Here is a 21,412-nt window from a genome sequence, read left to right on the forward strand (position 1 = left end):
AGCGCTGATGCCGAAGGGGCAATACCAGATCCCATTCGACAAGGATGGCAACCAGCAGCACTGGGCTGACAGCTGGATGACTGATCTCGAATGGCGCGACAACGCTCCGTTCGTGGCGACGCTGACCTATGTCGGCTATAGCCGCGGCAGGTCCGCCGCCTATTTCGACTTCAAGGACCACAACGGCAAGATCGTCATCGTCTTCCTGAAGGACTTCGAGGCCATGATCCCGCACCTCGTCAAGGGTTCGGTGACCGGCTCATTCAAGTTCATCAAGCGCGGCCAGAACTACGGCTGCCAGCTCATCAAGGCTGGCGCATGACCACAGTTGCCTACAAGAACGGCGTCATGGCGGCCGACACCCTCATCATCAAGGGGTCGACGAAGTTTGGCCATGTCACCAAGATCGTAAGGCGCGACGACGGAGCCCTTTGCGGCTGCTCTGGCAACTTGAACTGGGCTCAGGCCTTTCACCGCTGGTTTCTGGCTGGTGAGATCGGAGATCCGCCGGAGCTGAGCGAATACGACACCGGGCTCATCGCCAGGAATGGTGAGCCGGAGGTGGATGTGTTCGAGCAAGGCGGTTCATACCGCTGCAAGGTGAATTGGACTGCGATCGGATCTGGCAAGGAGTATGCGTTCGGCGCAATGTGCGCCGGAGCGGATGCTGAACAGGCGGTCGAGATCGCCTGCATCTACGATCCTGCATCGGCTGGACCACGAACGGTGCTTCGACATGACGAAGCCTGATCCGATCTCGACATCGCCTCTCGCCATGCAGGCCTACCAAGTCATCAAGCATCTGGACCAGGTGGTCGGAACGGTCGAAGCGCAGGCCTGGATGGCCCGCGGAAATGAGATGCTCGGCGGCCTGACGCCGGTCGGCGCCATCAAGGAACGTCGGATCGACGACGTCCTCAAAGCCATGCGCGCCGTCGCCATGGAAAGGGGGCTCTTCGAGGAGCCCTTCCTGCCACCTCCGCCGAAGTAGTTCAGTGGGAGAATGCCCGCAGGGGATGCGCTGGTTCGAGCCCAGTCTTCGGCAACCCAACGTATGAGGAATCATGAGGCTGAGCCCAACGCTACTCTACTGGTATTTCGGCTGCCTGATCATCGCGGCCAGCGCCTGGATCACGCATGGCGTAACCACCATCAAGGATGGTCGCACACTTCTGCTGCTCGTCGGCACCATCGCATGGCCTGTTGGCGTCATCCATGGCTGGGGCATCTGGCTCGGCTTTTGGCCGTAACAAGGAAATCGGCATGAAGCCCTCTCTGATCCCGATCGAGATCAAGCATCTAAAGGCCTGCCTGACAGACCCGAAGCGTCGCACCGATCTCGGCCAAGCCCTGTGCCGCCAGGAAGAGAAGCGGCTGCAAGATCTCATTGCTGGGGTAGCTCAACGGTAGAGCGTCTGCCTTCCAAGCAGAAGGTTGCGGGTTCGAGTCCCGCCCCTCGCTCCAATTCAAGGACTGTTCCATGAGGAACGCCATCATCGCGGCGAGCACGGACATTGCCGAGAAATACATCTCAGCGTTTGATCTTGATACCCGGCATTGGCGCGTGTTTCGGCACGGCGACAGCCCGCGCAGCTATCAGTTCGATCGCATCGTGATCATCCGCCCGCACTGGCAGACCAGCGGCGGCGAGATGATCGATTTCGAGGGCCAGGTGAAGGCCTGGATGACCCGGCTCGTCCGCTGCGGACATCTCACGATCATCTGATCAATGCGTACCGCCGGGCTGTTCGGCATCGCGATGGCGGTTCTGCTGACCCGTTCCGCTGCCATGAACCTGGCTGCCGTCATCAAGGCACACGAGGCCACTGACAAAATCAACAACCTGTTCTGCATCGAGGCACAATGAGCTTCATCGAGACCCTCATGATCGCCTTGGCGATCTATTTCGGCCTGGCCAGTGTCGGCCAAGGAATCTGCAATATCGGCGATGGCATCGAGCAGGCCGGAATCCGGATCAGCGAAACGCTCGAAGCGATGTTCGAGGACATCGAAGACGAGGACGAGGATCTTTGATGCCGTTCCCGCTGTCGATCTTCCTCTTCAGCTACGTGATCTGGCAAACCTCGATCGAGCGCGCCTTCACCTTCAACCTCGCCGAGATGCGCTCCAGCATTTAACCGCCCGTTGAGACGAGCCGGAGTCGCCGACATGAAAGCCCTGGTCCGCCTGGCTCTGGCCGGGCTCTTTGCGCTTGTCTTTACCCATGCCGAAGCCACCGTTGTGATCAAGAACGATCCCGGCTGGAAGATCGTCGACTTCATCGACAAATACTCCCGTCTGCGGGCCTCAGGAGAGGCAGTGGTGGTCGATGGCGACTGCGCCTCCGCATGCACCATGATGCTCGGAATGCTTCCCAGTGCTCAGTTCTGTGCCACCCAGGCGGCAGCATTCGGCTTCCATACCGCGACCTCGCGATGGCGCGATGAGAATGGCGTCATGAGGGAAGGGCACGCCGTCGAGATGTCGTCTCTGATGTGGCGGATGTATCCGCCGCGGGTCCGCAAGATGGTCAGGGGCATGGGCTGGAATGGTGACCGGCCGGAGATCCCGCACCCCGAGGTCATCTGGGTCAAGGGAACGAAGGTTCGCCTGATCGCGCGTGACTGCACGAAGGACGACCTGAGATGACACGCGGCGTTCTGCCGGATCGCCGCCAGCTTCCGTCGACGATCAAGATCGGGATCTTCGTCTACCAGTTGGAGCACTGGGATCCCGCTGTCGCGGACGAGCAAGACCTGATGGGTCTATGCGACCGCTTCAACTTCATCATCCACGTTCGAGACGACCTTCCGGACTCATCGTTCGCTGAAGTCCTCGAACACGAGATCAATCATGCCTGCTGGCACGCCGCCTCGCTCAAGAGCCGCGCCCAGGAGGAGACCGTCGTGAACCGGCTGACGCCGGTCATGATCATGGCTCGCCGCGACAATCCAGCGATCTATGCCTGGATCGATCGCGCCATTGCCCAGAAAGACTGACCATGCGCAACGCAATGGTTGCCGACACCAAGAAGCACGCCGAGGTGATGATCGCCTGGCTGCGACTTGACCCCAAGGACTGGGAGCCCGTCACATACGGGCAGAAGATCGCCAAGCTGTATTCGAACTCCCTGCTGGTCTACCCGGCCCGCGGCGTCTCGGACGAGCACTGCGACTGGGTTCTGGAGCAACTGATCCCGAGCACCAGCATGGCGATCGACGCGCTGCCGCAGCACTGGCGGCTCCCGCAGGAGAATATCGCCTGATGGCCACGAAGAAGAAAAAGAAGAAGAAAGCCGCGACCAGGGCTCGGATCACCACCGACCTGCGTCTGGAGCGCAAAGCGCGGGCGCGTCGCAAGGCCGCCGGCTGACGAAAACGAACGACCGGAGCTGTCGTGTAACAGGGAGTGGGGCTTACAGCGCCAACCGTCTGACCCAGCCCGGCCGCACGGCTGCGGGGTTTCCCTCCTTTACCCGCACCCGTGCCGCTCCGAGAACAAATCAGCCGGCGCCCACCGACTGCAAAACCTCGGAGCCCATAACGCCAACCAGGAAGAAACGACAATGGACAAGCTTCGAGAACTTCGGGCTCGCGTTCGATTTCGTTTGCATGCCTTTTTCGCCGCGTTTATCTGCGCAACTCCCGTTCTGCTTCAGCAACTGCAGGTCATCGACCTGAAGCCCTTGTTGCAGCACTACATGAGCGCAGAGCTGGCCGCGGTTGTGATTGGCCTGCTTCCGTTCTACATCGCAATGCTGCAGCCCATGATCCACCTCGACGATCGCAAGGATCGCGACTGCAAGTGAGCTTCGTCGACACGACTCGGGTCGCCCCCGTTGCGTGCCGGCAGACCCTGAGCGCTCAGGGACATCGGGCGGAAATCCCGAACCTAGCTTGCGGACCGGCGGGGACTTACGCACAGCCAATCAGCGCAGAGGTCCATGGTATGGCGCTGACGACCGTCTGAGACGAGTAACGCCTGAGGGCGCGTCGAGGTCGAAAGGATCGCAACTACCGCAAGATACAAGCCCCAGCGAGCGACGATGCGACATGCATCCAGCACAGGAACTGTGCCGTGGCGTTGCTGACCCACAAGCCCCTAAAGACGATAGGAGTCGGGTCGCTCTTGGGCTTCTGTTCACGCATCGGAGAGCAGTGTGAGTTTCGACGATATGGTACCGGATCTAGCCCCCCGCGGTTATGTGACCAGGATGCATGATTGGGCACGGATCAAAGATTTCTGGGCATTCTTCAGACAGCAAGGGTTCGACAGGCCGCGCCTCGCCGAAGAGTTCGGCCAAGGCGTGATCGCCTTCGACGGCATCGTCGTCTACGACGGCAAGGAATTTGGTCACGCCCGCATCCTTGCTGATCTCGACAGCATCCGACCTGACGAGTTCTCACCTGATAGGTGTCTACGGGTCGACCTTCGCTTTGAGAAGCCCAGCGAGTTTGCCCCAGAGGGGTGGAAGTCGCATCCCGCGTACCTGCTGTAATTGGCTTCTCGGTCCCCACCGAACGTCACCTGAAGACATAGGGGTGGTGGGTTAAATGAGGCCATACGTCAAGCCGATCGCTCGTGCGAGAGAAGTGACGTTCGATGCCCACCGGGTCCACCGGTAAGGCCGGGGCGACCTGTCGCTTAACCAAGTAAAGCATCTCGCGCGAGAGTAGCGCAGATTATTCTCCCGAGCGTTGGGTCTGCGCCCCGGTAACGCTCGGCCCAATTCGCCTGGGTAGCTCAGTGATGGAGCGGCGGGGTCATAGTCCGCGGGTCGCAGATTCAAGTCCAGCCCCCGGCATCAGTTTCAAGTAGGTCTATTCGGCCTATCGGCGCACGGCCCTTCCGGGGCGTCGCAGTGTACGGACAAGAGCACGAACCACGTTTCAATCCCAGGCTCTGGTGCGCCGTTCAATACGAGAATTGCCAATGGACTGCATAGCAGCACTCACCAAGACGGACGGCTCGATCCACGCGCAGCGTGAGCCAGAGACCGGAATTGTGCGTGTGACCGTGCGGGGTTCTTCCGAGGCATTCATCGAACTCAGCCCTGTCGAGTGGCACGACTTCATCTGGCAGGCGTCACCACACAACAAGTGATCGTATCAGGGTCCTCCGGCGTAGGCGGCCGTCTCCAAAACTGCGCTGCGAGAGTTCGAGTCTCTCCCCTGGTGCCAACAAACAGAAGAACAATGAGCACGTTGCGTTATCGGGTGCTGGCACCGAGCGGCATCTACATTGGCACGGATTTCTACCCTGCGAACTCCATTGTTAAGCTGACGGCAGAGGGCGCGAAGTACTTCCTCCTCAACCGGAAGATCGCTCTCGCCTCTCAGCAAGCGCCGAACGGTCCGCCATCAGGGCCGAACGAGGATGACGTCTCCATCGACATCCTCGTCAACAACCAGATCAGGACCGTCTCGCTCACACAGCTCAGGGACATGTTCCCCAGCATCAAGGGCGACCCCGGTCCCGCAGGTCAACCTGGTCCCAAGGGCGACAAGGGCGAGCCTGGCCGTGGCTTTTTACTGAAGGGCGAGGTCGGTGCCTACGAGGATCTGCCGACTAATGCTCCAGACGGTGACGCATATGTCGTCTCTGCGACGGGCACAGGATGGGTTTGGAGCCAGGGCATCTGGATCGGCATCGGGCCTTTCCGCGGCCCTCAGGGCTTCAAAGGTGACATTGGTCCGAAAGGTCCCAAGGGCGACAAAGGCGATAACGGCGACAAAGGAGATAATGGCGCCATCGGTCCTCAGGGACCGAAAGGCGACAAAGGCCCCACCGGAGATCAGGGTCCCCAAGGCATCCAGGGCATCAGGGGCCCGAAGGGCGATACCGGCGACCAAGGCCCTCAGGGCATCCAGGGTCCAAAGGGTGACAAGGGCGATGTCGGCCCGCAAGGTCCGAAGGGAGATCAAGGTGTTCCTGGTCTCGGCGACATGCTGTCGGTCAACAACCTGTCGGATGTCGCGAATGCTTCGACGGCGCTCCACAATCTCGGCGGCGCCGCGCTGAACTCGCCGGAATTCGCTGGAAATCCGACCGCGCCAACGCCGGCCACCGGGGATAACAGCACCAAGATCGCCACCACGGCTTATGTGAGCGCCAGTCTGGCGAGCTACGTGACTTCCACCGCGCTGACGACCACGTTGGCCCTGTACGTCACCTCGTCGACCTTGACCTCGACTCTGGGAGCTTATGCGCCGCTTGCGTCTCCGGCCTTTACGGGCGCTCCGACCGCGCCGACGCCGGCGGCCGGCGACAACTCGGCCAAGATCGCGACGACGGCCTATGTTGACGCGAAGATCGGCACAGCGACACCTCTCGCGCCCAGTGGCTCCGGAACGGTCGGCTCGAGCGCGAGGTGGGCACACGAGGATCACGTCCACCCTGTCGATACGACGCGGGCTCCGCTGAACTCGCCGGCCTTCACGGGCACCCCGACTGCTCCGACGCCGGCCGCAAGCGACAACAGCACGGCGATTGCCACGACGGCCTACGTCACCAACGCGATGGCGCCACTCATCGGCTCTGTGAACTATCAAGGTACCTGGAACGCCTCTACGAACACGCCGGCTCTCGCCTCTGGCACCGGCAAGAAGGGCACCCTGTACAAGGTCTCGGTCGCCGGCACGACTGCGATCGACGGCATCTCGCAGTGGAATCAAGGCGACTGCATCGTCTTCAACGGTACCACCTGGGATAAGATCGACGGCCTTGCGACGGAAGTGACCAGCGTTGCCGGTCGCGTCGGTGCGGTGACGCTGTCGTACAGCGACATCTCCGGCCTCGGTGGCGCGGCGACAAGAAACGTCGGCACGGCCTCGGGCACTGTCGCTGCGGGCGACGACTCTCGCTTTACCAATGGTGCCTTCACGACGCTGACTGTAAGCGGCAATGCCGTCTGGCACGGCGGGAACTTCAACCCGGCAAACTATGTGCCGCTCAACGGCTCAATCCAGTTGACGGGGTCGCTGACCGGCGCTTCGGCCAGCATGGCCATGTCGCAAGACGGCGGAGCGACGAGGGGCAGCTTCGTTTGTCGCGCTCCCAGCAACGGCGACAGCAACCTCGCCGGCATAACCTTTTGGAACGATTCGTACGCGCTGAAGCTCGGTATCCGAGCCGACGGCTATTTCGGGTTCGGTGGCTGGTCTCGTGCACCGTGGTCCTTCTATTCGGACCCGTCAGGCAACGTCACTGCGGGCGGCAACATCACGGCCTATTCGGATCCTGCCCTGAAGGACGATGTCGTCAGGATCGCAGATGCACTCGACATCATCGGGCAGCTCGACGGCGTGCGCTTCACCTGGAATGGTAAGACGAAGCTGATCGGAAGGCCCGGCGGGCGTGACATTGGCGTCTTGGCCGACCAGGTCGAGGCTGTCCTGCCCGAACTCGTCAATCTCTCAATCCCAGACGATGGCAACGACGGAAAACGCTGGCGCACCGTCGCCTACGACAAGCTCGTTCCCGTGCTCATCGAAGGTATCAAGGCGCAGCAGGCGGAGATCGAGGCCCTGTTGAGCTGGGCGCGATCGAACGGCTTCAACGGATAACGATTATGTGGGCTCTACTCTCTCTCATCCCGGGTCTGGCCAACGGCTTCCTGACCTGGCTCAACAAGAAAACCGACAGCGACCTTGAGAAATACAAAGCTGCTGTCGGCGCCGACACCACGCTCAACGTCGAGGAGATTAGGGCGAGGATCGAACTCGCCAAGATGGTGAACCAGCAGCGGTCTGAAGATCGTGAGCACTGGTTCACGGCCTGGATGGTGCCGGTGGCGTTCGGCGTCTTCCTGTCTCACGCCGCAGCTGTGGTCTTCGACTCTATGCCGCTGCTAGGCCACGAAATCGGTAGCTGGAACGTCGCTTCGCTGCCCGGCATGTACGCCAACATGCAGAACAACATCATCCTGACCGTCTGCGGTATCGGCGGAGTATCAGCTTTCAAGAAGATCTTCAGCCGATGAAATCTATCACGGATAGCACCACACTCGAAACGGTCCACGGGGCCAAGCATCCCATCGTCATCAAGTTCGAGGCGCGATGGTGTCAGCCCTGCAAGGCCATGAAGCCGATGCTGGATGACATCGAGAAGCAACTCGACGGCAAGGTGGATTTCTACGTCGCAGACGTCGAGCAGTGCATGAATGCCGCTCAGCTCTACCGCGTCAACCAGATCCCAGCCCTCGTCGCGATCGACAAGGGTGTCGTGATCGCAAACCGGGTCGGCGCCGGCTCCAAGGCTGAGATTTTGCAATGGATCAGAACGGCGATCCCCGGGGCCAAGGAATAGGCTCCATGGTCGACTTCGACACGATGTCGATCGTCTATGACGGCGGGTTGGCCGTCCCGATCATCGCCATGTTCGATCGCTTCGACGACGAGACCGACGATCACAACGAAGCCGAATACATCCTGGTCGAATGGCCTGGAGAGGGACTCGTGACCGCGATCGCGATCGAGGACCTCGTCAGCGAGGGCGCCGCGGTGGTCGACGACAAGCCCCACTGAACAAGAAGAACAAAAATGACCGACCTGCCCAAGCGTCGCCGCGGCCGGCCGACGAAAGAGGAGGCGGCTGCCCGCGAGGCAGCAGCCAAAGCCGCCGCCGAGAAGGATGCCAAGGAGACCGAGTTTCTCGATGAGCTTCTCGCTCGACCGATCGGTCGTCGCAAGACGAAACTTCAACCTGATGAGGACACGCTTCGTGCTCTGGCTGAGATCGCCCGCCTTTTCGGCACCCAAGACGAGGCTGCCGCAATCCTCGGCGTAAGCCCTCGCACCCTGACCAACTTCTTCAACGTCTATCCTGAGGCGCGTGAGGTTTGGGATGACGGGCTGCAGCACGCCAAGGTCTCCCTGAGACGCAAGCAGATGGCACTGGCCGACAAGAACGCGCCGGCCTCCATCTTCCTCGGCAAGAACTACCTCGGCCAGAAGGACGAGAACCACACCAACCTCAACGTCCGCAAGGAGGCCTCCGAGATGTCGGAGGACGAGCTGCTCGAACTCGCGAGCCGCGCAAAGAAGCCGAAGGCGGAGGAGAAACCAGAGAGCGTTCACTGATGGGAAGCCGGCGTCCACTCGAAGAAGATGTGCGCCGGCAACGCATCGCCGTGCTCATGCGGCAGCCGCCGATCGTTGTGGCTGCTCCGCACGACAAGCCGGAGCCCATACGGGCAGAGCCGGCACCAATACACGAGCCTGTGGCGCACGTCGCCACACCACTACCAGAGCCGGAGCCGGATCCCATCGTGGACGCTCCGGCCGTCATTTCAGAACCGGTGTCCATCAAGGCTGAGCCGGTCCACCCAAGGGAAGTTGCGCGACTTCCAGATCCCCAAAAGGATAGAACAATGCCTTTCGTTGCTGAGAAGCCCGCGGTCGTCGTTGTGGGTGCAGACAAGGGCGGCGTCGGTAAGACCACGCTGTCTCGAGCTATGCTGGATTACTTCGGCGCCCAGGGGCTGCCGGTCCGTGCATTCGACACCGAGAGCCCGAAGGGCAGCCTGAAGCGCTTCTTCAGCGAGATCACCGAGATCGTGAACCTGCGCGACTCGGATGATCAGGCCAAGGTGTTCGACAACATAGACTCGTCCTCGATCACCCTGATCGACATCCGCGCCGGCCTGCTGACCGACACGCTCTCCCTGCTGGAGGACGTCGGCTACAACGAGATGGTCCGCTCGGGCGCGATCAACAGCGCCGTGATGCACGTGATCGGCTCGACCATGGACTCGTTCGGCGAGATCGATCAGGTGGCCAAGCTACTTGCCGGCTCGAAGCACTGCATCGTGCTCAACCGATACAACGGCGCCGAGTTCTTCAAAGGTATCGACGAGGTGACCCGCCAGGCGCTCGCGCTCGGCAGCTCGCTGATCGACATCCCGATGCTCGACCCGCGTGCGATGGAGCTAGTGGATGCGGCCGGCGTGCCGTTCGGGGAGTTCGAGAAGGATCCGAAGAACTCCTTCATGTACCGCGGCAAGGTCCGCAAGTGGGAGAAGGACGTCTTCGCCAAGCTCGATGTGGCAGGCCTCAACATCGTCTGATCAGCAAGGACACCCCCGCGGCTTCGGTTGCGGGGCTCTGCCTCCAATAACAACAAGAACACCTGAGGTGCTGAGTGTCCTTTTTCGATGAGTTTTCCGTCAAGCAGATGCTGCAGCAGCTCTTCCAATCCCATCAGGTCCACGACCGGATGGGAAGTGATCGCCTTGCCGCGATCGAACGCCACCTCAACTATGTGAAGGATCTGCTTATGGCACTTACCCCCGAAGTCCAGGCCCTCGTCGACGCCAACGCGCAGCTGAAGCCTGCCGTCGAGGCGCTCAAGAGCAAGCTGGACACGGTGTCGGCCCAGGCCGCTGACCTGCAGGCTCGCCTGGATGCTGTCCCGGCCGCTGGCATCTCAGCCGAGGACCTGGACGCCATCAATGGCGTCGCCGCCGACATCGCGACCACGGTCGCCGATGCCCAGGCTGCGGTTGCTCCGGCGCCGGCCGCCGATGCCGCTGTCGACGCGCCTGCCGCCGATGAAGTGGTCGAGGACGCTGCTCCGGCTGCTGACGCCACCGCTGCGGTTGCCGCCGCGCTGTCCGTCGACGCCCCCGCGGCGAACCGCAACATCTAAGACGAACGTCGTCGCTCTGGCCGGTGCTCAATGCATCGGCCGGAGTTCCAACTCGAGAAAATCAAGAAGATGTCCGCACTCACCACCCTGTCCCAGAAGGTGAACCTGGAGGACGCTCGTCTCATCACCGTGTCGGACCTGGTCCAGGACACCGATGGAAATTGGCTCCGCACCGTTCGCTTCTATGGCGACCCGTTCGCCAACGGTTCTCCCACCGTGATGTTCGAAGTCCAGTCGCGCTCCGCCAACAAGGACGAACTGACGATCCAGGCGCCTGGCTTCAAGTTCTAAAAGGCCATCATCGTGAATTTTGTCACCGATGTCTCCCCCGAGGAGGCAGCGGCCGAGATCCTGCGTCGTAGGAGGGGCCGCGAGCACCTCATCGATTTCACCACCTACACGCTCCCGAAATACTACGCCGATCCGTTCCACTACAAGGTCGCAGAGGCCCTTGAGCGTGTCGAGCGCGGCGAGTGCAAGCGACTGATGATCTTCGCGCCGCCGCGGCACGGAAAGTCAGAGCTGTCAACCAGGCGCTTCCCCGCCTGGTTCATGGCCCGGAACCCGTCGAAGAACATCATCTCGGCATCCTATAACGGCGACTTCGCCACCGGCTTCGGCCGAAACGTCCGAGACATCATCAAGGGCAAGGAGTTCGAGCGACTTTTCCCGCACATCAAGATCAGGCCCGACATTCGAGCTGCCGATGAATGGCAGCTCACGGACGAGTCCGGCGGCGGCCAGTATTACGCGGTCGGCGTCGGCACCGGTACCACCGGTAAGGGCGCCCATCTCTTCCTGATCGACGACCCGATCAAGGATCGCAAAGAGGTCAAGTCGGCAACATTCCGAGACGACCAGTGGGATTGGTACCGAGACGTCGTCTACACCCGTCTCGAAGAAGACGCGCCGATCATTCTGACTTTGACCCGCTGGCACTACGACGACATCGCCGGCCGCATCATCGAGGCCATGGAAGATGGCAAGGGCCTCCCATGGGAGATCCTGTATCTTCCGGCACTGCCGTGGGTGAAGAAGACCCCCGATGGTCAGCTGATCCTCAACGAGGATGGCACTGTCCCGGGTGACGCGCTCGGACGTAAGCCGAACGAGCCGCTGGCTCCGCACCGCTTCTCCTACGCGGCCCTGCAGGATCGTCTCGACGTTCTCGGCGAGCGCTCGTTCTCTGCCCTGTACCAGCAGCAGCCGATGTCTGACGACGGTGGCATGTTCCGCGCTGACTGGTTCGCTCCGGTCGCCGTTGCTGAGCTTCCCCCGCGCCGGGCAAAGGTCCGCGCATGGGATTTGGCGGCATCTTCTGACGGCGACTACACGGTTGGCGTCCTGATGTCGAAGGACTCCAACGGGGTCTTCTACATCGAGCATGTCATCCGCTTCCGTGGATCGCCGCTCGAAGTCGAGAAGAAGATCCAGGAGACCGCCAAGAACGACGGTCGCTCGGTCCAGATCTTTCTCCCGCAAGACCCAGGCCAGGCCGGCAAGAGCCAGGTCCAGGGCTTCATTCGCCGGCTCGCCGGCTACATCGTTAAGACTGCCCGCCCCACAGGATCGAAGGAAGTCCGTGCTGCCGCATTCGCTGCGCAGGCGGAAGCCGGCAACGTCAAGATGGTCCCAGGCTCCTGGAACGCCGTCTTCACGGACGAGCTGGAGACCTTCCCACTCGGCACCTACGACGACCAGGTCGACGCTGCTGCCGACGCATTCAACTCACTCCTCGGTCCGAAGAGAGCAGCGGTCCTTGACTGGTAACGTCAGGACATCTCACCACCATGGCAACCGCCACCCAACAGATCAAGTATACGCCGTCTCCCAAGGACGGTAACCCTGGACTGCTGTCGTCAGCCGCGACGACCATGCAGCAGCGCACGAGGATGCTCCGCGCCGTCTATGGCGGAACCGAGACCATGCGCGCCCAGGGTGCGACATTCCTGCCTCAGTACGAGAAGGAATCCGACAGCCGCTATGCGTCGCGCTTGGCATCCACGTTCGCTCTCAACAAGCTGCGCGAGGCGGTGGATGCTGCATCGGCCAAGCCCTTCCGCACCTTGCTGAAGGTGATCCACAGCGATCCGAACCTCGATCTGTGGGTGCAGGACATCGACCTGATCGGCACACACCTGCACGTCTTCGCCCACCAGTTCTTCAACAATGCCATGCTGGACGGCATGTGCCATATTCTGGTGGACCATCCCGACACCTACAACATGAAGAGCCTGGCGGACCAGAAGGCCTCCGGCGCACGGCCATTCATGAAGATGTACAAGGTCGACGACGTGGCCGCGGCCTACGATGCGTATGTCGGCGGCGACACCAAGACCGTCCACGTCCGCATCCGAGGCCAGCGAGCCGATCGCGATGGCTTCAAGGAGGTGCTCTACAACCAGATGCGGGTCATCGAGATCGACCCGACGTCGAATGGCAAGGGCATCGTGCAGCTCTGGGAACAGCTCGCCACCTCTGGCGGCTCGAACTGGACATTCGTCGAAGAGACCCCGCTCACCAACATGACGGAGGTGCCGTTCGTCACCCTTTATGCCGGCGAGAAGGAAGCAGACTACCAGGTGCGGCCGGTCTTCATCGACCTCGCCTACAAGCAGATCGAGCACTGGATTTCCAGCTCGGATCAGCGGTCGATCCTGTCGGCCGCCCGCTTCCCGATGCTGGCCTGTTCCGGCGTCCAGATCGACCCGGAAGACGAGGCGCAGTTCGCCATTGGACCCTACAAGGTGCTCTACGCACCCGAGGCCAACGGCCGCTGGTACTACGTCGAGCCCCGCGGCACCGCGATCGACTCCGGAATGAAGGACCTGGAGAAGCTCGAAATGCAGATGGACATGATGGCGCTGAACCCGGTCACGGGCACGCACCGTCAGTACGTCCCGCAGAACGAGCGTGACATCCAGGAGACCAGGGTCCACTCGGTTGTCCACGACATGGCGATCAACTGTCAGGATGCGTTAGAGCGCGCAATCCGCATGATGGGCAACTGGACCGGCGCCGACTACTCCAACGTCAACGTGGTCCTGAACACCGAGTTCTCGAACACAGCCGACCGCCTGGCTGAGGTCGCCCAGCTCGTCACTCTGTGGTCTCAGCGCGGCCTGTCGCGCGAAGTGCTGCTGCAGGAGATCAGGGATCGCAACCTGCTCGGCGACGAGTTCGACCTAAAGGCGGAACTTGCTTTGTGGCAGGCTGTTGACGAGAACATGCAGGCGGCCGGCGAGAACATGCTGCCGGGTCGGTGGACCCAGGCAGATCCTGCGAAGGCAGGCAACGGCACGGCGGTGTCGGCCGGAGGCAATGCCTCCACACCACCCGCGGGTAACCCAACCCAGCCGAAGCCGAACTTCCCGAATGGTTCGACGCGCCCGACGCCGCAGTTCTAATTGACTTGCATTCGTGCAAGTTGTAGGCGGTTCAGCCCATGACCGAGAAGCTTTCATTCAAATGCGAAGGCTACGTGTGCGAGCCCTGCACCAACAGGCAGGGCACGCCCGTGCGCGAGCTGGTGCGGATGATCCCTCGCTCGGTCGTGGCCTTCGGCAAGCTGATCGGTGACGAATACTGGTGCTGCCCGATCTGCTTCGAGCCGAAGTTCACGGTCAAGGGGAGGAAGCCGGTCAATGGAACCAGTCAAGCTGAAGTGGTGGGAGAAGCTTCTGGGGTTGCCCGAGGAAGGCGTTCAGCCGCGACGCGCGGCACCGGCCCCCGTCTCGTCGCCACCTCCGGCCCCAGCTCCGACGCCTGAGCAGCTCGCGCTGGAGCGGCTGGTTCGGGAGCAGGAGAAGACCAACTTCTGGCTCATGATGCAGCCGGTCCTGATGCACCCGTTTAAGGCGCTGATGGGGATTTTCATCCTCTACATCATCATCCACGTCTGGATCTATGGCTGAGTTCCACGATTTGCATTTCTGTTTGCAGAACGCTTGACAAAGGGCGTATATTGTGGTTCAAGTCAGGTGAAATGCAGATAGTGTGCAAATGAACCTGTTTCACCGCAAGATCTTGGTCCAAGCGTTCAAACTGCCCCTCTGGGGGCAGGCTGCCGAGGAGGTCGCGCCGCAATGGCTCGTCAGCCGTCTGCAGAGTGGTGAGCTGAAGGTCAACTCCCTCGGGGGGCTGACCATGTCGTCGGCGTGGGGCGTGCAATCCTGTGCCGCTGGCGACGTCGTCCTCCTGACCGAGGATGACACCATCCAGTTCGCCAAACCGGAGGAGTTCGACAAGCTCGAACCCGTCAAGGAGCTGCAGATCGCAGCGTAATCCGACGCTCTCTCCATAGAGCATCCAGAAGCCGCTCGGGACCTCCCTGGCGGCTTTTCTGCATCGGTCACTCACTCACACTTGCCCGCCCGGTTCGCGCCTGGCGGGCATTTTTTTGGCCCGGCGGGCCACCTCTTTCGGTTCCGCGCTCCCTTGAATGGTCGAGCGCGGCTTCAGCGGTCTCAGCTCGCATCCCGCACCAGACGAGCAGAGATATCCAAGAGCGTGCCGCACGCCCGCGCCGCCGCTGAACATTTTCCGTTGGCATGTAGCTCAGACGGTAGAGCGCCTCGCTGTTAACGAGGAGGTCGCAGGTTCGAGACCTGCCGTGCCAGCCATCCAATTCGCCCGCAATGACCAACCGAGCGCCGGGACGGCCTCGGAACGATCGCTGCTGGCATCTCCGATTCCCCGGATCCTCGGGGATATCACCGACCCTCAGGCGGGATGCTTGAGCGGTCTTTTATCACGAGGGGCGGGATGCCCCGCATTTCCAGGGATTGGAATGCTCAAAGCAGTAGTCACCGATATCAACACCGTCGATGAAGCCCATCGCGCCTTTTACGTCGAGAAGAACGGGAAGTTTTTCCTCAACGTCACGCCGGCCGAAGGCTACGAACTCGACGACGTCAAGGGCCTGAAGACGGCTCTCGGAGCGGAGCGCAACAACGTTGCAGTCCTCAAAGAGCAGCTGAAGCCCTACGAAGGCCTCGATGCCGGCGCGGCTCGTACCGCGATCGAGCGTGTCTCCGCCTTCGGAGAGATCACCCCTGACGCAGCCAGGACGGCTGTTGAAACCGCAGAACGACTGTCGAAGCTCGATCCCGCGAAAGAGGCGGATCGGATCGCAGGCGAGAAGTTCGAGACCCTGAAGGGTCAGCTCACCGCGCAGTGGACTCTGCGCGAGACCGAGCTGAGCACCCAGGTCAAGAACGCCAACGCTACGGTCGAGAGCCTCACGGGGCAACTGCAGACGATCATGGCCGACAGCCAGATCAAGTCTGAAGTCGCAAAAGCAAACCCACTGGACGACGCGCGGGATGCCGTCGAACTGCTGGTGTCCAAGTTCGTCAAGACGTCCATGAAGGACGGTCAGGTCTCCGTCCAGGTGCTCGACACCAACGGCAACCCCCGCATCAAGGACGTGAATGGCACCCCCTTCACTGTCGCCGATCTCGTCGCCGAGATCCGCGAGAGCCGCGCCTCGCTCTTCAAGCCGGAAGAGAAGCGCGGTCTGGGAACGCAACCCGGCACCCACGGCAATCCTCCGGCAGGTGGTGGTCAGACCAACCCCTGGATGAAGGACACCTGGAACATGACGCAGCAGATGCTGCTGTCGAACCAAAAACCCGAACTGGCCAAGCAGCTGAAAGCAGCGGCCGGCGTGAAGTAACCCTTCTCGCCCATCCGAACAATTGCATGCGCCCGGATTCTGTCCGGGCGTTTGCTTGAATGCAAGCAGCCGCAAACGCCGTCTCAACAAAAGCAAGAGTGAGAAATGACTGAGACTCGTCTCGCGGACATGATCGTCCCGACCGAATTCAACAACTACGTGCAGGTGCTCTCGACGCAGAAGTCGGCCCTGTTCCAGTCGGGCATCATCACCGACCTGACCAGCGTCATCGACGCGGAGATCAGCGGCAAGACCGTCAACATGCCGTTCTTCAACGATCTGGACGCCGCGGACGCCGAGCAGGTGCTCGACGACAACAGCGACCTGACCGTCAGCAAGACCTCGACCGGCCAGGACGTGGCCGTGAAGCTGCTGCGCGGCAAGGCGTTCGGTGCGTCCGACCTGTCGTCCGACCTGTCCGGCGCCGACCCGATCCAGCTGATCGCCAACCGGTTCGCCGAGTGGTGGAATCGCCGCATGCAGACCGCTCTGCTCGCGACCCTGGCGGGCGCAATGGGCTCGGCCGGCATGGCAGCCAACGTCAACGACATCTCCGGCCTGACCGGCGGTGCCGAGAACTTCGACGCCGACTCGTTCATCGACGCTGCGTTCTTGCTCGGTGACGAGCAGGGCGGCCTGAACGCCGTCGCCGTCCACTCTCTGACCCTGAAGGCGATGGTCAAGGCCGACCTCATCGAGTTCATGCCGGACTCCGAGGGCAAGCTGACGATCCCGACCTACATGGGGAAGACCGTCATCGTGGACGACAGCATGCCGGTGACTGGCTCCGGCGCGAACCGCGTGTTCACCACCTACATCTTTGGCCCCGGCGCGATCGGCTACGGCGAGAAGTCGCCGAAGACCCCGGTCGAGGTCGAGCGCCAGGCTCTGAAGGGCATGGGCCAGGAGTACATCGTGCAGCGCCGCCAGTGGGTCATGCATCCCCGCGGCATCAAGTGGCTCGGCGCCAACCAGGTCGGCGTCACCCCCGCGAACTCCGAGCTGGCCGACGTCGCCAACTGGCAGCGCGTCTACGATCCGAAGGTCATCCGGATCGTCGCGTTCAAGCACAAGCTGGGCTCCTAATCGTCTGACCTCAGACGGTAGGAACTGAAATCGACCCTCCTCGGTGAAAGCCGGGGAGGGCTTTTTCGCTGTTTGGAGACATCCATGATTGGAACGACTGGCTTCCGAGCCCGTGAGGCGGCTGCGAACATTCGTCTGCGCAAGCAGCGGATCGTATCGCCCGAGGTGCGCGCCGCGCGCTTCGCCAACCTCCACGGCAATGCGTCGGCCGACGACGCTGCAGCCGATGCTGCTGCAAAGGCCGCTGCCGAAGCCGCCGCCAAGGAAGCAGCTGAGAAGGCTGCTGCTGAAGCTGCTGCCAAGGAAGCCGCTGAGAAGGAAGCTGCAGACAAGGCTGCTGCCGAAGCCGCTGCTGCGGCCACCAAGACCAAGAAGAAGTAACCTGACAGAGGTTCATAATGGGCTACGCGACCAAGGATGACATCGACGATCTCTATGGGACCGATCTCCTCGTTCGCATAGCCGATTATGACCGTGACGGCATACCAGACCCGCTGGTTGTCCAGCGTGGACTCGACGGCGCCGACGAGATCTGCGACGCCTATCTGTCGTCGCAATACACGGTCCCGGTTGTCCCGACGCCGGGCATCGTCAAGAACTGCGCCATCGACATCGCGGTCTATAAGATCGCACTCGGCCGGACTGGCCGGACCGATGAGATGCGCGTGCGTTACGAGGACGCGCTTTCAATCCTCGAGAAGATTTCCTCCGGCAAGGTCGGCCTCGGCCTGCCGCCGGTCACCACGACTGGCACCGATGCCAATGGCAACCCGGTGACCACGACAACGAACCCGAACGTCACACGAGGTGGCCGGTCGTTCGACTGCGGGAGGGCCTGATGGGCGCCTTTGCGGTCGATCTGAATGCCGAAGACCTCGCCCGCCTCAATGCCCGCCTCACCAAGCTGCTACAGGACGCCGAGCACCTCCATCCGGTGATGGAGCAGGCTGCCGAGTACATGCAGCGTGCCACCATCAACCGCATCCTTCGCACCAAGCGCTCGCCAGAGGGTGAGCTGTGGGCTGCGCTGTCCGATGTGACCATCGCACTGAAGGGGCATGACAGGCCGCTGTTCGAAAGCGGCGAGCTGTCCCGCAGCATCGAGGTCACCGACGTGAACGACCACGGCTTCGAGCTGACGGCGGATACCGAATACGCATCGCTCATGCAGGAGGGCTTCAACCATGCCGGCCGAAAGGCGCGGCGTGGCGGCAAGCGCTACAGCAAGGCCGACAAGGTGCCGGCGCGTCCGTTCATGGGCTTCTCGGAAGAGAACGTCAAACGCATCTCGAAAATGCTCCGCGACCATATCGCGCACGGAGGTTGATGATGGGAAAAGTCGTCGACTTCCGCCAGAAGATCATCGACGGGATCAAGACGCTGTACCCGACAATGGACGTCGAATGGTACGACGGCCTGTTCGATGAGAAAGACATCGCCGACTGGACGCTGAAGACGCCATGCGCTCGCGTCGCGGTGATGGCCTCGAAGAGCGATCCGACCTTCACGGGCGAGCTGAATGCTCTGCTCCGGGTTGTCGTGGTCTTGATCGACGAGAACAAGTACGTGTCGCTCGATGGCGACTCGCGGGCCTGGGACATGGTCGAGACCGTGGCCACCTGGGCTCATCAAAATCAGTTTGGACATCCCGATGCCGCTCCTGCTCTGAACGTCCAGTTCAAGCGCATCAGCCAGCCTGTCTTGAGGCGCGAAGGCGTCTCTGTCGGCGTGGTCGAGTGGCACAGCGATCTCATGATCGGCACCAACAAGGTGCTGCAGCGAGACTTCGTCTGGAATAACGGCCAGATGGTCACCAAGGTGCCGAGCACCAAGGCAAAGATCCTCGGTCATGTGGAGACTGCAGCGGGTCTGTCCGGCGACGAGACGGTCGATGTGACACCCGAGGTGCCGTAATGGTGCGTGCAATTCACGCGATGGAGCGCCGGCTCCAGGATTTGGAGCGCAAGTTCCAGAACAAGGAGCGGCTCGGAAAGATCGTCGCGGTCAAGTTCGAGAAGAATCGCTGGTACGTCAAGATGAACGACGGCGAGGATCAGACCCCGAGCGGGAATGAGACTTACTCGAAGCAGGACACCTTCAAGAGCGACTGGCAGCCATGGCAAAGCCACTCGCATGCGACGATCAAGTATTCGGTTCCGCCGAAGATCGGGATGCACGGCATCCTGCGCTCGGTCGGCGGCATCCCCGAGCTGGGGACGGTCGAGCCGTTCCATTACGGCCCGGACACGCCATCGCCGCACGGCAAGCAGGATGAGACGGTCGGGCTGATCCACGAGAAAGAGGATCAGCAGCACTGGATCCACCAGACCAAGGATTCGAACCACCTGATCATCAAGACCAAGAAGAAGCAGCAGGGCGCCCCCACGGGACTCGGCGATATCTCTGGTCTCGGCGATCTCGCAGGCATCAGCCAGATGGCCGGCCTAAGCGGCACGGACTTCTCCAGCATGCTCGGCGGCCTCAGCAATCTCGGCAACCTGGGCAACCTCGCCAGCCTCGACATCTCGAACATCGCCAACATGGCGGGCCTTTCGCAGCTGTCGGGCCTCAAGCTCGGCCAGCTCGCCAATGTTGGCCAGCTCGCCAACCTGTCCGGCCTCCCAGGGCTGTCCCAACTCGGCAATCTCGCCGGCATCGCCAACCAGGTCGCCTCCGGCAACCTCATGGGCGTCGTCGGTCAGATGATCGGCGGCGGCGCGGGCGGAGCGGCCGGCATCCCGGCGAGCCTTGCAGGCGGCAGTGGAGGAGGTGGCGGCGGTGGAGGTGGAAGCGGATCTGGCAGCTCGGACACGAGCAGCTCGGATGCCTCATCGTCCGATCAACAGCAGCAGTCACAGCAGACGCAGCCGCCCAAGCTTCCGGAAGTGCCGGAAGAGGGCGATGACGGCGTCACGCGGCAGCTGGCGGACAAGGAGAAGATCCTCAAGACGGTCGGCAAGAATAAGTCCTACTACAGGCAGGATGAGAAGCTGGTCAACGTCCGCTATGGCGAAAAGGGAGCCAAGGGCGACGTCCTGATGGACGAGAACCAGGTCAAGATCCAGTTCAAGGACAAGAAGGCCAGCGTCAAGTGGACTGAGAACGACCTGAACGTCACCTACGGTGAGAACCAGGCCAACATCAAGCTGGACCAGGACGCGATTGTCCTGAAGCACGGCGATGGGACGACAGTCACATTCCACAAAGACCACGTCGAGGTGAAGGGCGCGAACAGCTGCTCGGCCGGCGTCGATGGCCGATGGGTCAACATCACCAAGGAGCGCGTCAACCTCGGGGTCTCCGGACCCAATGAGCAGGCTGACCAGCGCGTTATGACAGAGGCTGGACCATCTCAGGTGGTCTGGGCCAAGATCGCGTAGCGAGAAAGAAGAAAAATGAAGACCTACGAAGTTATCAAGGATTTCTGGCGCAAGGGCGTCATGGTGCCGGCCGGCTCCGTCGTCACCGCGGTCGAGGCTGAGGTCAAGTATCTCAAGCACGTCGTGCAGGAGAAGGTCGAAGAGGCCGAGGCCGTCGTGGCCAAGGTCGAGGAGACCGTCACCAAGGCGGTGACCGCGGCGAAGGCTGTCGAGACCAAGGTGCTCGGTGCCGTTGCTTCGGAGAAGCCGGCCGATGGCAACGCTTCCAAGTGAGCACCTGGTCGATATCGATCGTGAGACCGGCGAACTGATCCAGGGCTGGCCCCGGATCAAGCAGAGCATCTTCGTCATCCTCACCACCCGCCTCAAGGTTCGCCTGATGCGGGCGTGGTGGGGGTCGAGGTTTCAGGACATGCAGGACAAGCCCTCCAACGAGGAGACGATGATGTCCGGCATGATGGCCGCGATCGCCGCGATCAACACCTACGAGCCGGAGTTCAAGGTCACGCGAGTGGCTATTGACGAGGCCGACGCGACCGGTGCGATCACGATCACCATCGATGGAATCGACCTCGTAGAGCAGGTGCTGCGGAGAACTTCGGTCACCATCTAGCGAGGGTTG

At 61.6% G+C, this 21,412-nt stretch carries 34 protein-coding genes and 4 tRNA genes; all 38 read left to right on the forward strand.

Going from position 1 to position 21,412, the window contains the following annotated elements; all coding sequences use genetic code 11:
* The first annotated feature begins 7 nt into the window (after window positions 1–7).
* The 38 genes from QW887_RS09825 to QW887_RS10010 all read left to right on the forward strand — a co-directional run bounded on the left by QW887_RS09825 (window position 8) and on the right by QW887_RS10010 (window position 21,403).
* Window positions 8–322: a hypothetical protein gene (locus tag QW887_RS09825; protein ID WP_315768417.1), complete on the forward strand. Its 315-nt coding sequence runs from the start codon at window positions 8–10 to the stop codon at window positions 320–322.
* A complete protein-coding gene (locus QW887_RS09830; protein WP_316194445.1) occupies window positions 319–750 on the forward strand; it encodes a hypothetical protein in 432 nt (143 codons plus the stop codon). The genes QW887_RS09825 and QW887_RS09830 overlap by 4 nt, the downstream gene beginning before the upstream one ends.
* Window positions 737–991 (forward strand): hypothetical protein, encoded by a 255-nt coding sequence (locus QW887_RS09835; RefSeq protein WP_315768413.1) that lies wholly within the window; start codon window positions 737–739, stop codon window positions 989–991. Before QW887_RS09830 ends, QW887_RS09835 begins: the two co-directional genes overlap by 14 nt.
* Window positions 982–1,045: transfer RNA gene (locus tag QW887_RS09840), tRNA-OTHER, on the forward strand. The genes QW887_RS09835 and QW887_RS09840 overlap by 10 nt, the downstream gene beginning before the upstream one ends.
* 19 nt (window positions 1,046–1,064) lie before the next feature.
* On the forward strand, window positions 1,065–1,250 hold the full coding sequence (locus tag QW887_RS09845) for a hypothetical protein (RefSeq protein ID WP_315740098.1): 186 nt from the start codon (window positions 1,065–1,067) through the stop codon (window positions 1,248–1,250).
* 13 nt (window positions 1,251–1,263) lie between these two features.
* Window positions 1,264–1,410, forward strand: coding sequence for a hypothetical protein (locus QW887_RS09850; RefSeq protein ID WP_315740099.1), 147 nt, complete (start codon window positions 1,264–1,266; stop codon window positions 1,408–1,410).
* A tRNA-Gly gene (locus QW887_RS09855) sits at window positions 1,390–1,464 on the forward strand. Before QW887_RS09850 ends, QW887_RS09855 begins: the two co-directional genes overlap by 21 nt.
* Before the next feature lie 16 nt (window positions 1,465–1,480).
* Entirely contained in the window at window positions 1,481–1,726 is a 246-nt protein-coding gene (locus QW887_RS09860) for a hypothetical protein (RefSeq protein WP_315768409.1), read from the forward strand.
* 3 nt (window positions 1,727–1,729) lie between these two features.
* Entirely contained in the window at window positions 1,730–1,867 is a 138-nt protein-coding gene (locus QW887_RS09865) for a hypothetical protein (RefSeq protein ID WP_315768407.1), read from the forward strand.
* Window positions 1,864–2,034: a hypothetical protein gene (locus QW887_RS09870; RefSeq protein WP_315740102.1), complete on the forward strand. Its 171-nt coding sequence runs from the start codon at window positions 1,864–1,866 to the stop codon at window positions 2,032–2,034. The genes QW887_RS09865 and QW887_RS09870 overlap by 4 nt, the downstream gene beginning before the upstream one ends.
* A gap of 135 nt (window positions 2,035–2,169) precedes the next feature.
* A complete protein-coding gene (locus tag QW887_RS09875) occupies window positions 2,170–2,649 on the forward strand; it encodes a hypothetical protein (RefSeq protein ID WP_316194446.1) in 480 nt (159 codons plus the stop codon).
* Window positions 2,646–2,999 carry a hypothetical protein gene (locus QW887_RS09880; protein WP_315740104.1) on the forward strand — a complete coding sequence of 118 codons (354 nt, stop codon included), beginning with the start codon at window positions 2,646–2,648 and terminating at the stop codon, window positions 2,997–2,999. The genes QW887_RS09875 and QW887_RS09880 overlap by 4 nt, the downstream gene beginning before the upstream one ends.
* A 2-nt stretch (window positions 3,000–3,001) precedes the next feature.
* Window positions 3,002–3,265, forward strand: coding sequence for a hypothetical protein (locus QW887_RS09885; RefSeq protein WP_316194447.1), 264 nt, complete (start codon window positions 3,002–3,004; stop codon window positions 3,263–3,265).
* 300 nt (window positions 3,266–3,565) lie between these two features.
* Window positions 3,566–3,808, forward strand: coding sequence for a hypothetical protein (locus QW887_RS09890; RefSeq protein WP_316194448.1), 243 nt, complete (start codon window positions 3,566–3,568; stop codon window positions 3,806–3,808).
* Window positions 3,809–4,159: 351 nt separating this feature from the next.
* Entirely contained in the window at window positions 4,160–4,498 is a 339-nt protein-coding gene (locus tag QW887_RS09895) for a hypothetical protein (RefSeq protein WP_316194449.1), read from the forward strand.
* A gap of 609 nt (window positions 4,499–5,107) precedes the next feature.
* Window positions 5,108–5,180, forward strand: a tRNA-OTHER gene (locus QW887_RS09900).
* Between the two features lie 15 nt (window positions 5,181–5,195).
* Window positions 5,196–7,565: a tail fiber domain-containing protein gene (locus QW887_RS09905; protein WP_316194450.1), complete on the forward strand. Its 2,370-nt coding sequence runs from the start codon at window positions 5,196–5,198 to the stop codon at window positions 7,563–7,565.
* Window positions 7,566–7,570: 5 nt separating this feature from the next.
* Window positions 7,571–7,981 carry a hypothetical protein gene (locus tag QW887_RS09910; protein WP_315768398.1) on the forward strand — a complete coding sequence of 137 codons (411 nt, stop codon included), beginning with the start codon at window positions 7,571–7,573 and terminating at the stop codon, window positions 7,979–7,981.
* Window positions 7,978–8,307 (forward strand): thioredoxin family protein, encoded by a 330-nt coding sequence (locus QW887_RS09915; protein ID WP_316194451.1) that lies wholly within the window; start codon window positions 7,978–7,980, stop codon window positions 8,305–8,307. The genes QW887_RS09910 and QW887_RS09915 overlap by 4 nt, the downstream gene beginning before the upstream one ends.
* Window positions 8,308–8,312: 5 nt before the next feature.
* Window positions 8,313–8,525 carry a hypothetical protein gene (locus tag QW887_RS09920; RefSeq protein ID WP_316194452.1) on the forward strand — a complete coding sequence of 71 codons (213 nt, stop codon included), beginning with the start codon at window positions 8,313–8,315 and terminating at the stop codon, window positions 8,523–8,525.
* Window positions 8,526–8,540: 15 nt separating this feature from the next.
* A complete protein-coding gene (locus QW887_RS09925) occupies window positions 8,541–9,080 on the forward strand; it encodes a hypothetical protein (protein WP_315740113.1) in 540 nt (179 codons plus the stop codon).
* A 290-nt stretch (window positions 9,081–9,370) separates the two neighbouring features.
* Window positions 9,371–10,066, forward strand: coding sequence for a hypothetical protein (locus QW887_RS09930; RefSeq protein ID WP_316194453.1), 696 nt, complete (start codon window positions 9,371–9,373; stop codon window positions 10,064–10,066).
* 74 nt (window positions 10,067–10,140) lie between these two features.
* Window positions 10,141–10,647 (forward strand): hypothetical protein, encoded by a 507-nt coding sequence (locus QW887_RS09935; protein WP_316194454.1) that lies wholly within the window; start codon window positions 10,141–10,143, stop codon window positions 10,645–10,647.
* A gap of 69 nt (window positions 10,648–10,716) precedes the next feature.
* Window positions 10,717–10,938: a hypothetical protein gene (locus QW887_RS09940; RefSeq protein ID WP_316194455.1), complete on the forward strand. Its 222-nt coding sequence runs from the start codon at window positions 10,717–10,719 to the stop codon at window positions 10,936–10,938.
* Window positions 10,939–10,950: 12 nt separating this feature from the next.
* Window positions 10,951–12,417 (forward strand): phage terminase large subunit, encoded by a 1,467-nt coding sequence (gene terL / locus QW887_RS09945; protein WP_316194456.1) that lies wholly within the window; start codon window positions 10,951–10,953, stop codon window positions 12,415–12,417.
* A gap of 20 nt (window positions 12,418–12,437) precedes the next feature.
* Window positions 12,438–14,054, forward strand: coding sequence for a DUF4055 domain-containing protein (locus QW887_RS09950; protein ID WP_316194457.1), 1,617 nt, complete (start codon window positions 12,438–12,440; stop codon window positions 14,052–14,054).
* A 38-nt stretch (window positions 14,055–14,092) separates the two neighbouring features.
* Window positions 14,093–14,416: a hypothetical protein gene (locus QW887_RS09955; RefSeq protein WP_316194458.1), complete on the forward strand. Its 324-nt coding sequence runs from the start codon at window positions 14,093–14,095 to the stop codon at window positions 14,414–14,416.
* Between the two features lie 233 nt (window positions 14,417–14,649).
* Window positions 14,650–14,931 carry a hypothetical protein gene (locus tag QW887_RS09960; RefSeq protein ID WP_315740119.1) on the forward strand — a complete coding sequence of 94 codons (282 nt, stop codon included), beginning with the start codon at window positions 14,650–14,652 and terminating at the stop codon, window positions 14,929–14,931.
* 262 nt (window positions 14,932–15,193) lie between these two features.
* Window positions 15,194–15,269: transfer RNA gene (locus tag QW887_RS09965), tRNA-Asn, on the forward strand.
* Window positions 15,270–15,436: 167 nt separating this feature from the next.
* The gene (locus tag QW887_RS09970; protein ID WP_315782374.1) at window positions 15,437–16,324 is read left to right on the forward strand and encodes a hypothetical protein; all 888 of its coding nucleotides are present in this window, start codon (window positions 15,437–15,439) and stop codon (window positions 16,322–16,324) included.
* Between the two features lie 105 nt (window positions 16,325–16,429).
* The gene (locus QW887_RS09975) at window positions 16,430–17,410 is read left to right on the forward strand and encodes a major capsid protein (RefSeq protein WP_315740121.1); all 981 of its coding nucleotides are present in this window, start codon (window positions 16,430–16,432) and stop codon (window positions 17,408–17,410) included.
* 84 nt (window positions 17,411–17,494) lie between these two features.
* Window positions 17,495–17,791, forward strand: coding sequence for a hypothetical protein (locus QW887_RS09980; RefSeq protein ID WP_315740122.1), 297 nt, complete (start codon window positions 17,495–17,497; stop codon window positions 17,789–17,791).
* Between the two features lie 17 nt (window positions 17,792–17,808).
* A complete protein-coding gene (locus QW887_RS09985) occupies window positions 17,809–18,249 on the forward strand; it encodes a DUF1320 domain-containing protein (protein WP_315740123.1) in 441 nt (146 codons plus the stop codon).
* Window positions 18,249–18,737, forward strand: a complete 489-nt coding sequence (locus tag QW887_RS09990; protein ID WP_315740124.1) for a phage virion morphogenesis protein — start codon at window positions 18,249–18,251, stop codon at window positions 18,735–18,737. Before QW887_RS09985 ends, QW887_RS09990 begins: the two co-directional genes overlap by 1 nt.
* 2 nt (window positions 18,738–18,739) lie before the next feature.
* Window positions 18,740–19,324 carry a hypothetical protein gene (locus QW887_RS09995; RefSeq protein ID WP_316194460.1) on the forward strand — a complete coding sequence of 195 codons (585 nt, stop codon included), beginning with the start codon at window positions 18,740–18,742 and terminating at the stop codon, window positions 19,322–19,324.
* Window positions 19,324–20,790 carry a hypothetical protein gene (locus tag QW887_RS10000; RefSeq protein ID WP_316194461.1) on the forward strand — a complete coding sequence of 489 codons (1,467 nt, stop codon included), beginning with the start codon at window positions 19,324–19,326 and terminating at the stop codon, window positions 20,788–20,790. Before QW887_RS09995 ends, QW887_RS10000 begins: the two co-directional genes overlap by 1 nt.
* A 15-nt stretch (window positions 20,791–20,805) precedes the next feature.
* Entirely contained in the window at window positions 20,806–21,063 is a 258-nt protein-coding gene (locus QW887_RS10005; RefSeq protein WP_315782383.1) for a hypothetical protein, read from the forward strand.
* Window positions 21,044–21,403, forward strand: a complete 360-nt coding sequence (locus tag QW887_RS10010) for a GPW/gp25 family protein (protein ID WP_316194462.1) — start codon at window positions 21,044–21,046, stop codon at window positions 21,401–21,403. The genes QW887_RS10005 and QW887_RS10010 overlap by 20 nt, the downstream gene beginning before the upstream one ends.
* The last annotated feature ends 9 nt before the right edge of the window (window positions 21,404–21,412 follow it).

The sequence above is a fragment of the Bradyrhizobium sp. SZCCHNRI3052 genome (genome assembly GCF_032484895.1).
Classification (GTDB): Bacteria; Pseudomonadota; Alphaproteobacteria; order Rhizobiales; family Xanthobacteraceae; genus Bradyrhizobium.

Bases quoted from the DNA above. Each gene is read 5' to 3' on its own strand.
- QW887_RS09825 (WP_315768417.1), top strand. From the start codon at position 8: ATGCCGAAGGGGCAATACCAGATCCCATTCGACAAGGATGGCAACCAG.
- QW887_RS09830 (WP_316194445.1), top strand. From the start codon at position 319: ATGACCACAGTTGCCTACAAGAACGGCGTCATGGCGGCCGACACCCTC.
- QW887_RS09835 (WP_315768413.1), top strand. From the start codon at position 737: ATGACGAAGCCTGATCCGATCTCGACATCGCCTCTCGCCATGCAGGCC.
- QW887_RS09845 (WP_315740098.1), top strand. From the start codon at position 1,065: ATGAGGCTGAGCCCAACGCTACTCTACTGGTATTTCGGCTGCCTGATC.
- QW887_RS09850 (WP_315740099.1), top strand. From the start codon at position 1,264: ATGAAGCCCTCTCTGATCCCGATCGAGATCAAGCATCTAAAGGCCTGC.
- QW887_RS09860 (WP_315768409.1), top strand. From the start codon at position 1,481: ATGAGGAACGCCATCATCGCGGCGAGCACGGACATTGCCGAGAAATAC.
- QW887_RS09865 (WP_315768407.1), top strand. From the start codon at position 1,730: ATGCGTACCGCCGGGCTGTTCGGCATCGCGATGGCGGTTCTGCTGACC.
- QW887_RS09870 (WP_315740102.1), top strand. From the start codon at position 1,864: ATGAGCTTCATCGAGACCCTCATGATCGCCTTGGCGATCTATTTCGGC.
- QW887_RS09875 (WP_316194446.1), top strand. From the start codon at position 2,170: ATGAAAGCCCTGGTCCGCCTGGCTCTGGCCGGGCTCTTTGCGCTTGTC.
- QW887_RS09880 (WP_315740104.1), top strand. From the start codon at position 2,646: ATGACACGCGGCGTTCTGCCGGATCGCCGCCAGCTTCCGTCGACGATC.
- QW887_RS09885 (WP_316194447.1), top strand. From the start codon at position 3,002: ATGCGCAACGCAATGGTTGCCGACACCAAGAAGCACGCCGAGGTGATG.
- QW887_RS09890 (WP_316194448.1), top strand. From the start codon at position 3,566: ATGGACAAGCTTCGAGAACTTCGGGCTCGCGTTCGATTTCGTTTGCAT.
- QW887_RS09905 (WP_316194450.1), top strand. From the start codon at position 5,196: ATGAGCACGTTGCGTTATCGGGTGCTGGCACCGAGCGGCATCTACATT.
- QW887_RS09910 (WP_315768398.1), top strand. From the start codon at position 7,571: ATGTGGGCTCTACTCTCTCTCATCCCGGGTCTGGCCAACGGCTTCCTG.
- QW887_RS09915 (WP_316194451.1), top strand. From the start codon at position 7,978: ATGAAATCTATCACGGATAGCACCACACTCGAAACGGTCCACGGGGCC.
- QW887_RS09920 (WP_316194452.1), top strand. From the start codon at position 8,313: ATGGTCGACTTCGACACGATGTCGATCGTCTATGACGGCGGGTTGGCC.
- QW887_RS09925 (WP_315740113.1), top strand. From the start codon at position 8,541: ATGACCGACCTGCCCAAGCGTCGCCGCGGCCGGCCGACGAAAGAGGAG.
- QW887_RS09930 (WP_316194453.1), top strand. From the start codon at position 9,371: ATGCCTTTCGTTGCTGAGAAGCCCGCGGTCGTCGTTGTGGGTGCAGAC.
- QW887_RS09940 (WP_316194455.1), top strand. From the start codon at position 10,717: ATGTCCGCACTCACCACCCTGTCCCAGAAGGTGAACCTGGAGGACGCT.
- QW887_RS09950 (WP_316194457.1), top strand. From the start codon at position 12,438: ATGGCAACCGCCACCCAACAGATCAAGTATACGCCGTCTCCCAAGGAC.
- QW887_RS09955 (WP_316194458.1), top strand. From the start codon at position 14,093: ATGACCGAGAAGCTTTCATTCAAATGCGAAGGCTACGTGTGCGAGCCC.
- QW887_RS09960 (WP_315740119.1), top strand. From the start codon at position 14,650: ATGAACCTGTTTCACCGCAAGATCTTGGTCCAAGCGTTCAAACTGCCC.
- QW887_RS09970 (WP_315782374.1), top strand. From the start codon at position 15,437: ATGCTCAAAGCAGTAGTCACCGATATCAACACCGTCGATGAAGCCCAT.
- QW887_RS09975 (WP_315740121.1), top strand. From the start codon at position 16,430: ATGACTGAGACTCGTCTCGCGGACATGATCGTCCCGACCGAATTCAAC.
- QW887_RS09980 (WP_315740122.1), top strand. From the start codon at position 17,495: ATGATTGGAACGACTGGCTTCCGAGCCCGTGAGGCGGCTGCGAACATT.
- QW887_RS09985 (WP_315740123.1), top strand. From the start codon at position 17,809: ATGGGCTACGCGACCAAGGATGACATCGACGATCTCTATGGGACCGAT.
- QW887_RS09990 (WP_315740124.1), top strand. From the start codon at position 18,249: ATGGGCGCCTTTGCGGTCGATCTGAATGCCGAAGACCTCGCCCGCCTC.
- QW887_RS09995 (WP_316194460.1), top strand. From the start codon at position 18,740: ATGGGAAAAGTCGTCGACTTCCGCCAGAAGATCATCGACGGGATCAAG.
- QW887_RS10000 (WP_316194461.1), top strand. From the start codon at position 19,324: ATGGTGCGTGCAATTCACGCGATGGAGCGCCGGCTCCAGGATTTGGAG.
- QW887_RS10005 (WP_315782383.1), top strand. From the start codon at position 20,806: ATGAAGACCTACGAAGTTATCAAGGATTTCTGGCGCAAGGGCGTCATG.
- QW887_RS10010 (WP_316194462.1), top strand. From the start codon at position 21,044: ATGGCAACGCTTCCAAGTGAGCACCTGGTCGATATCGATCGTGAGACC.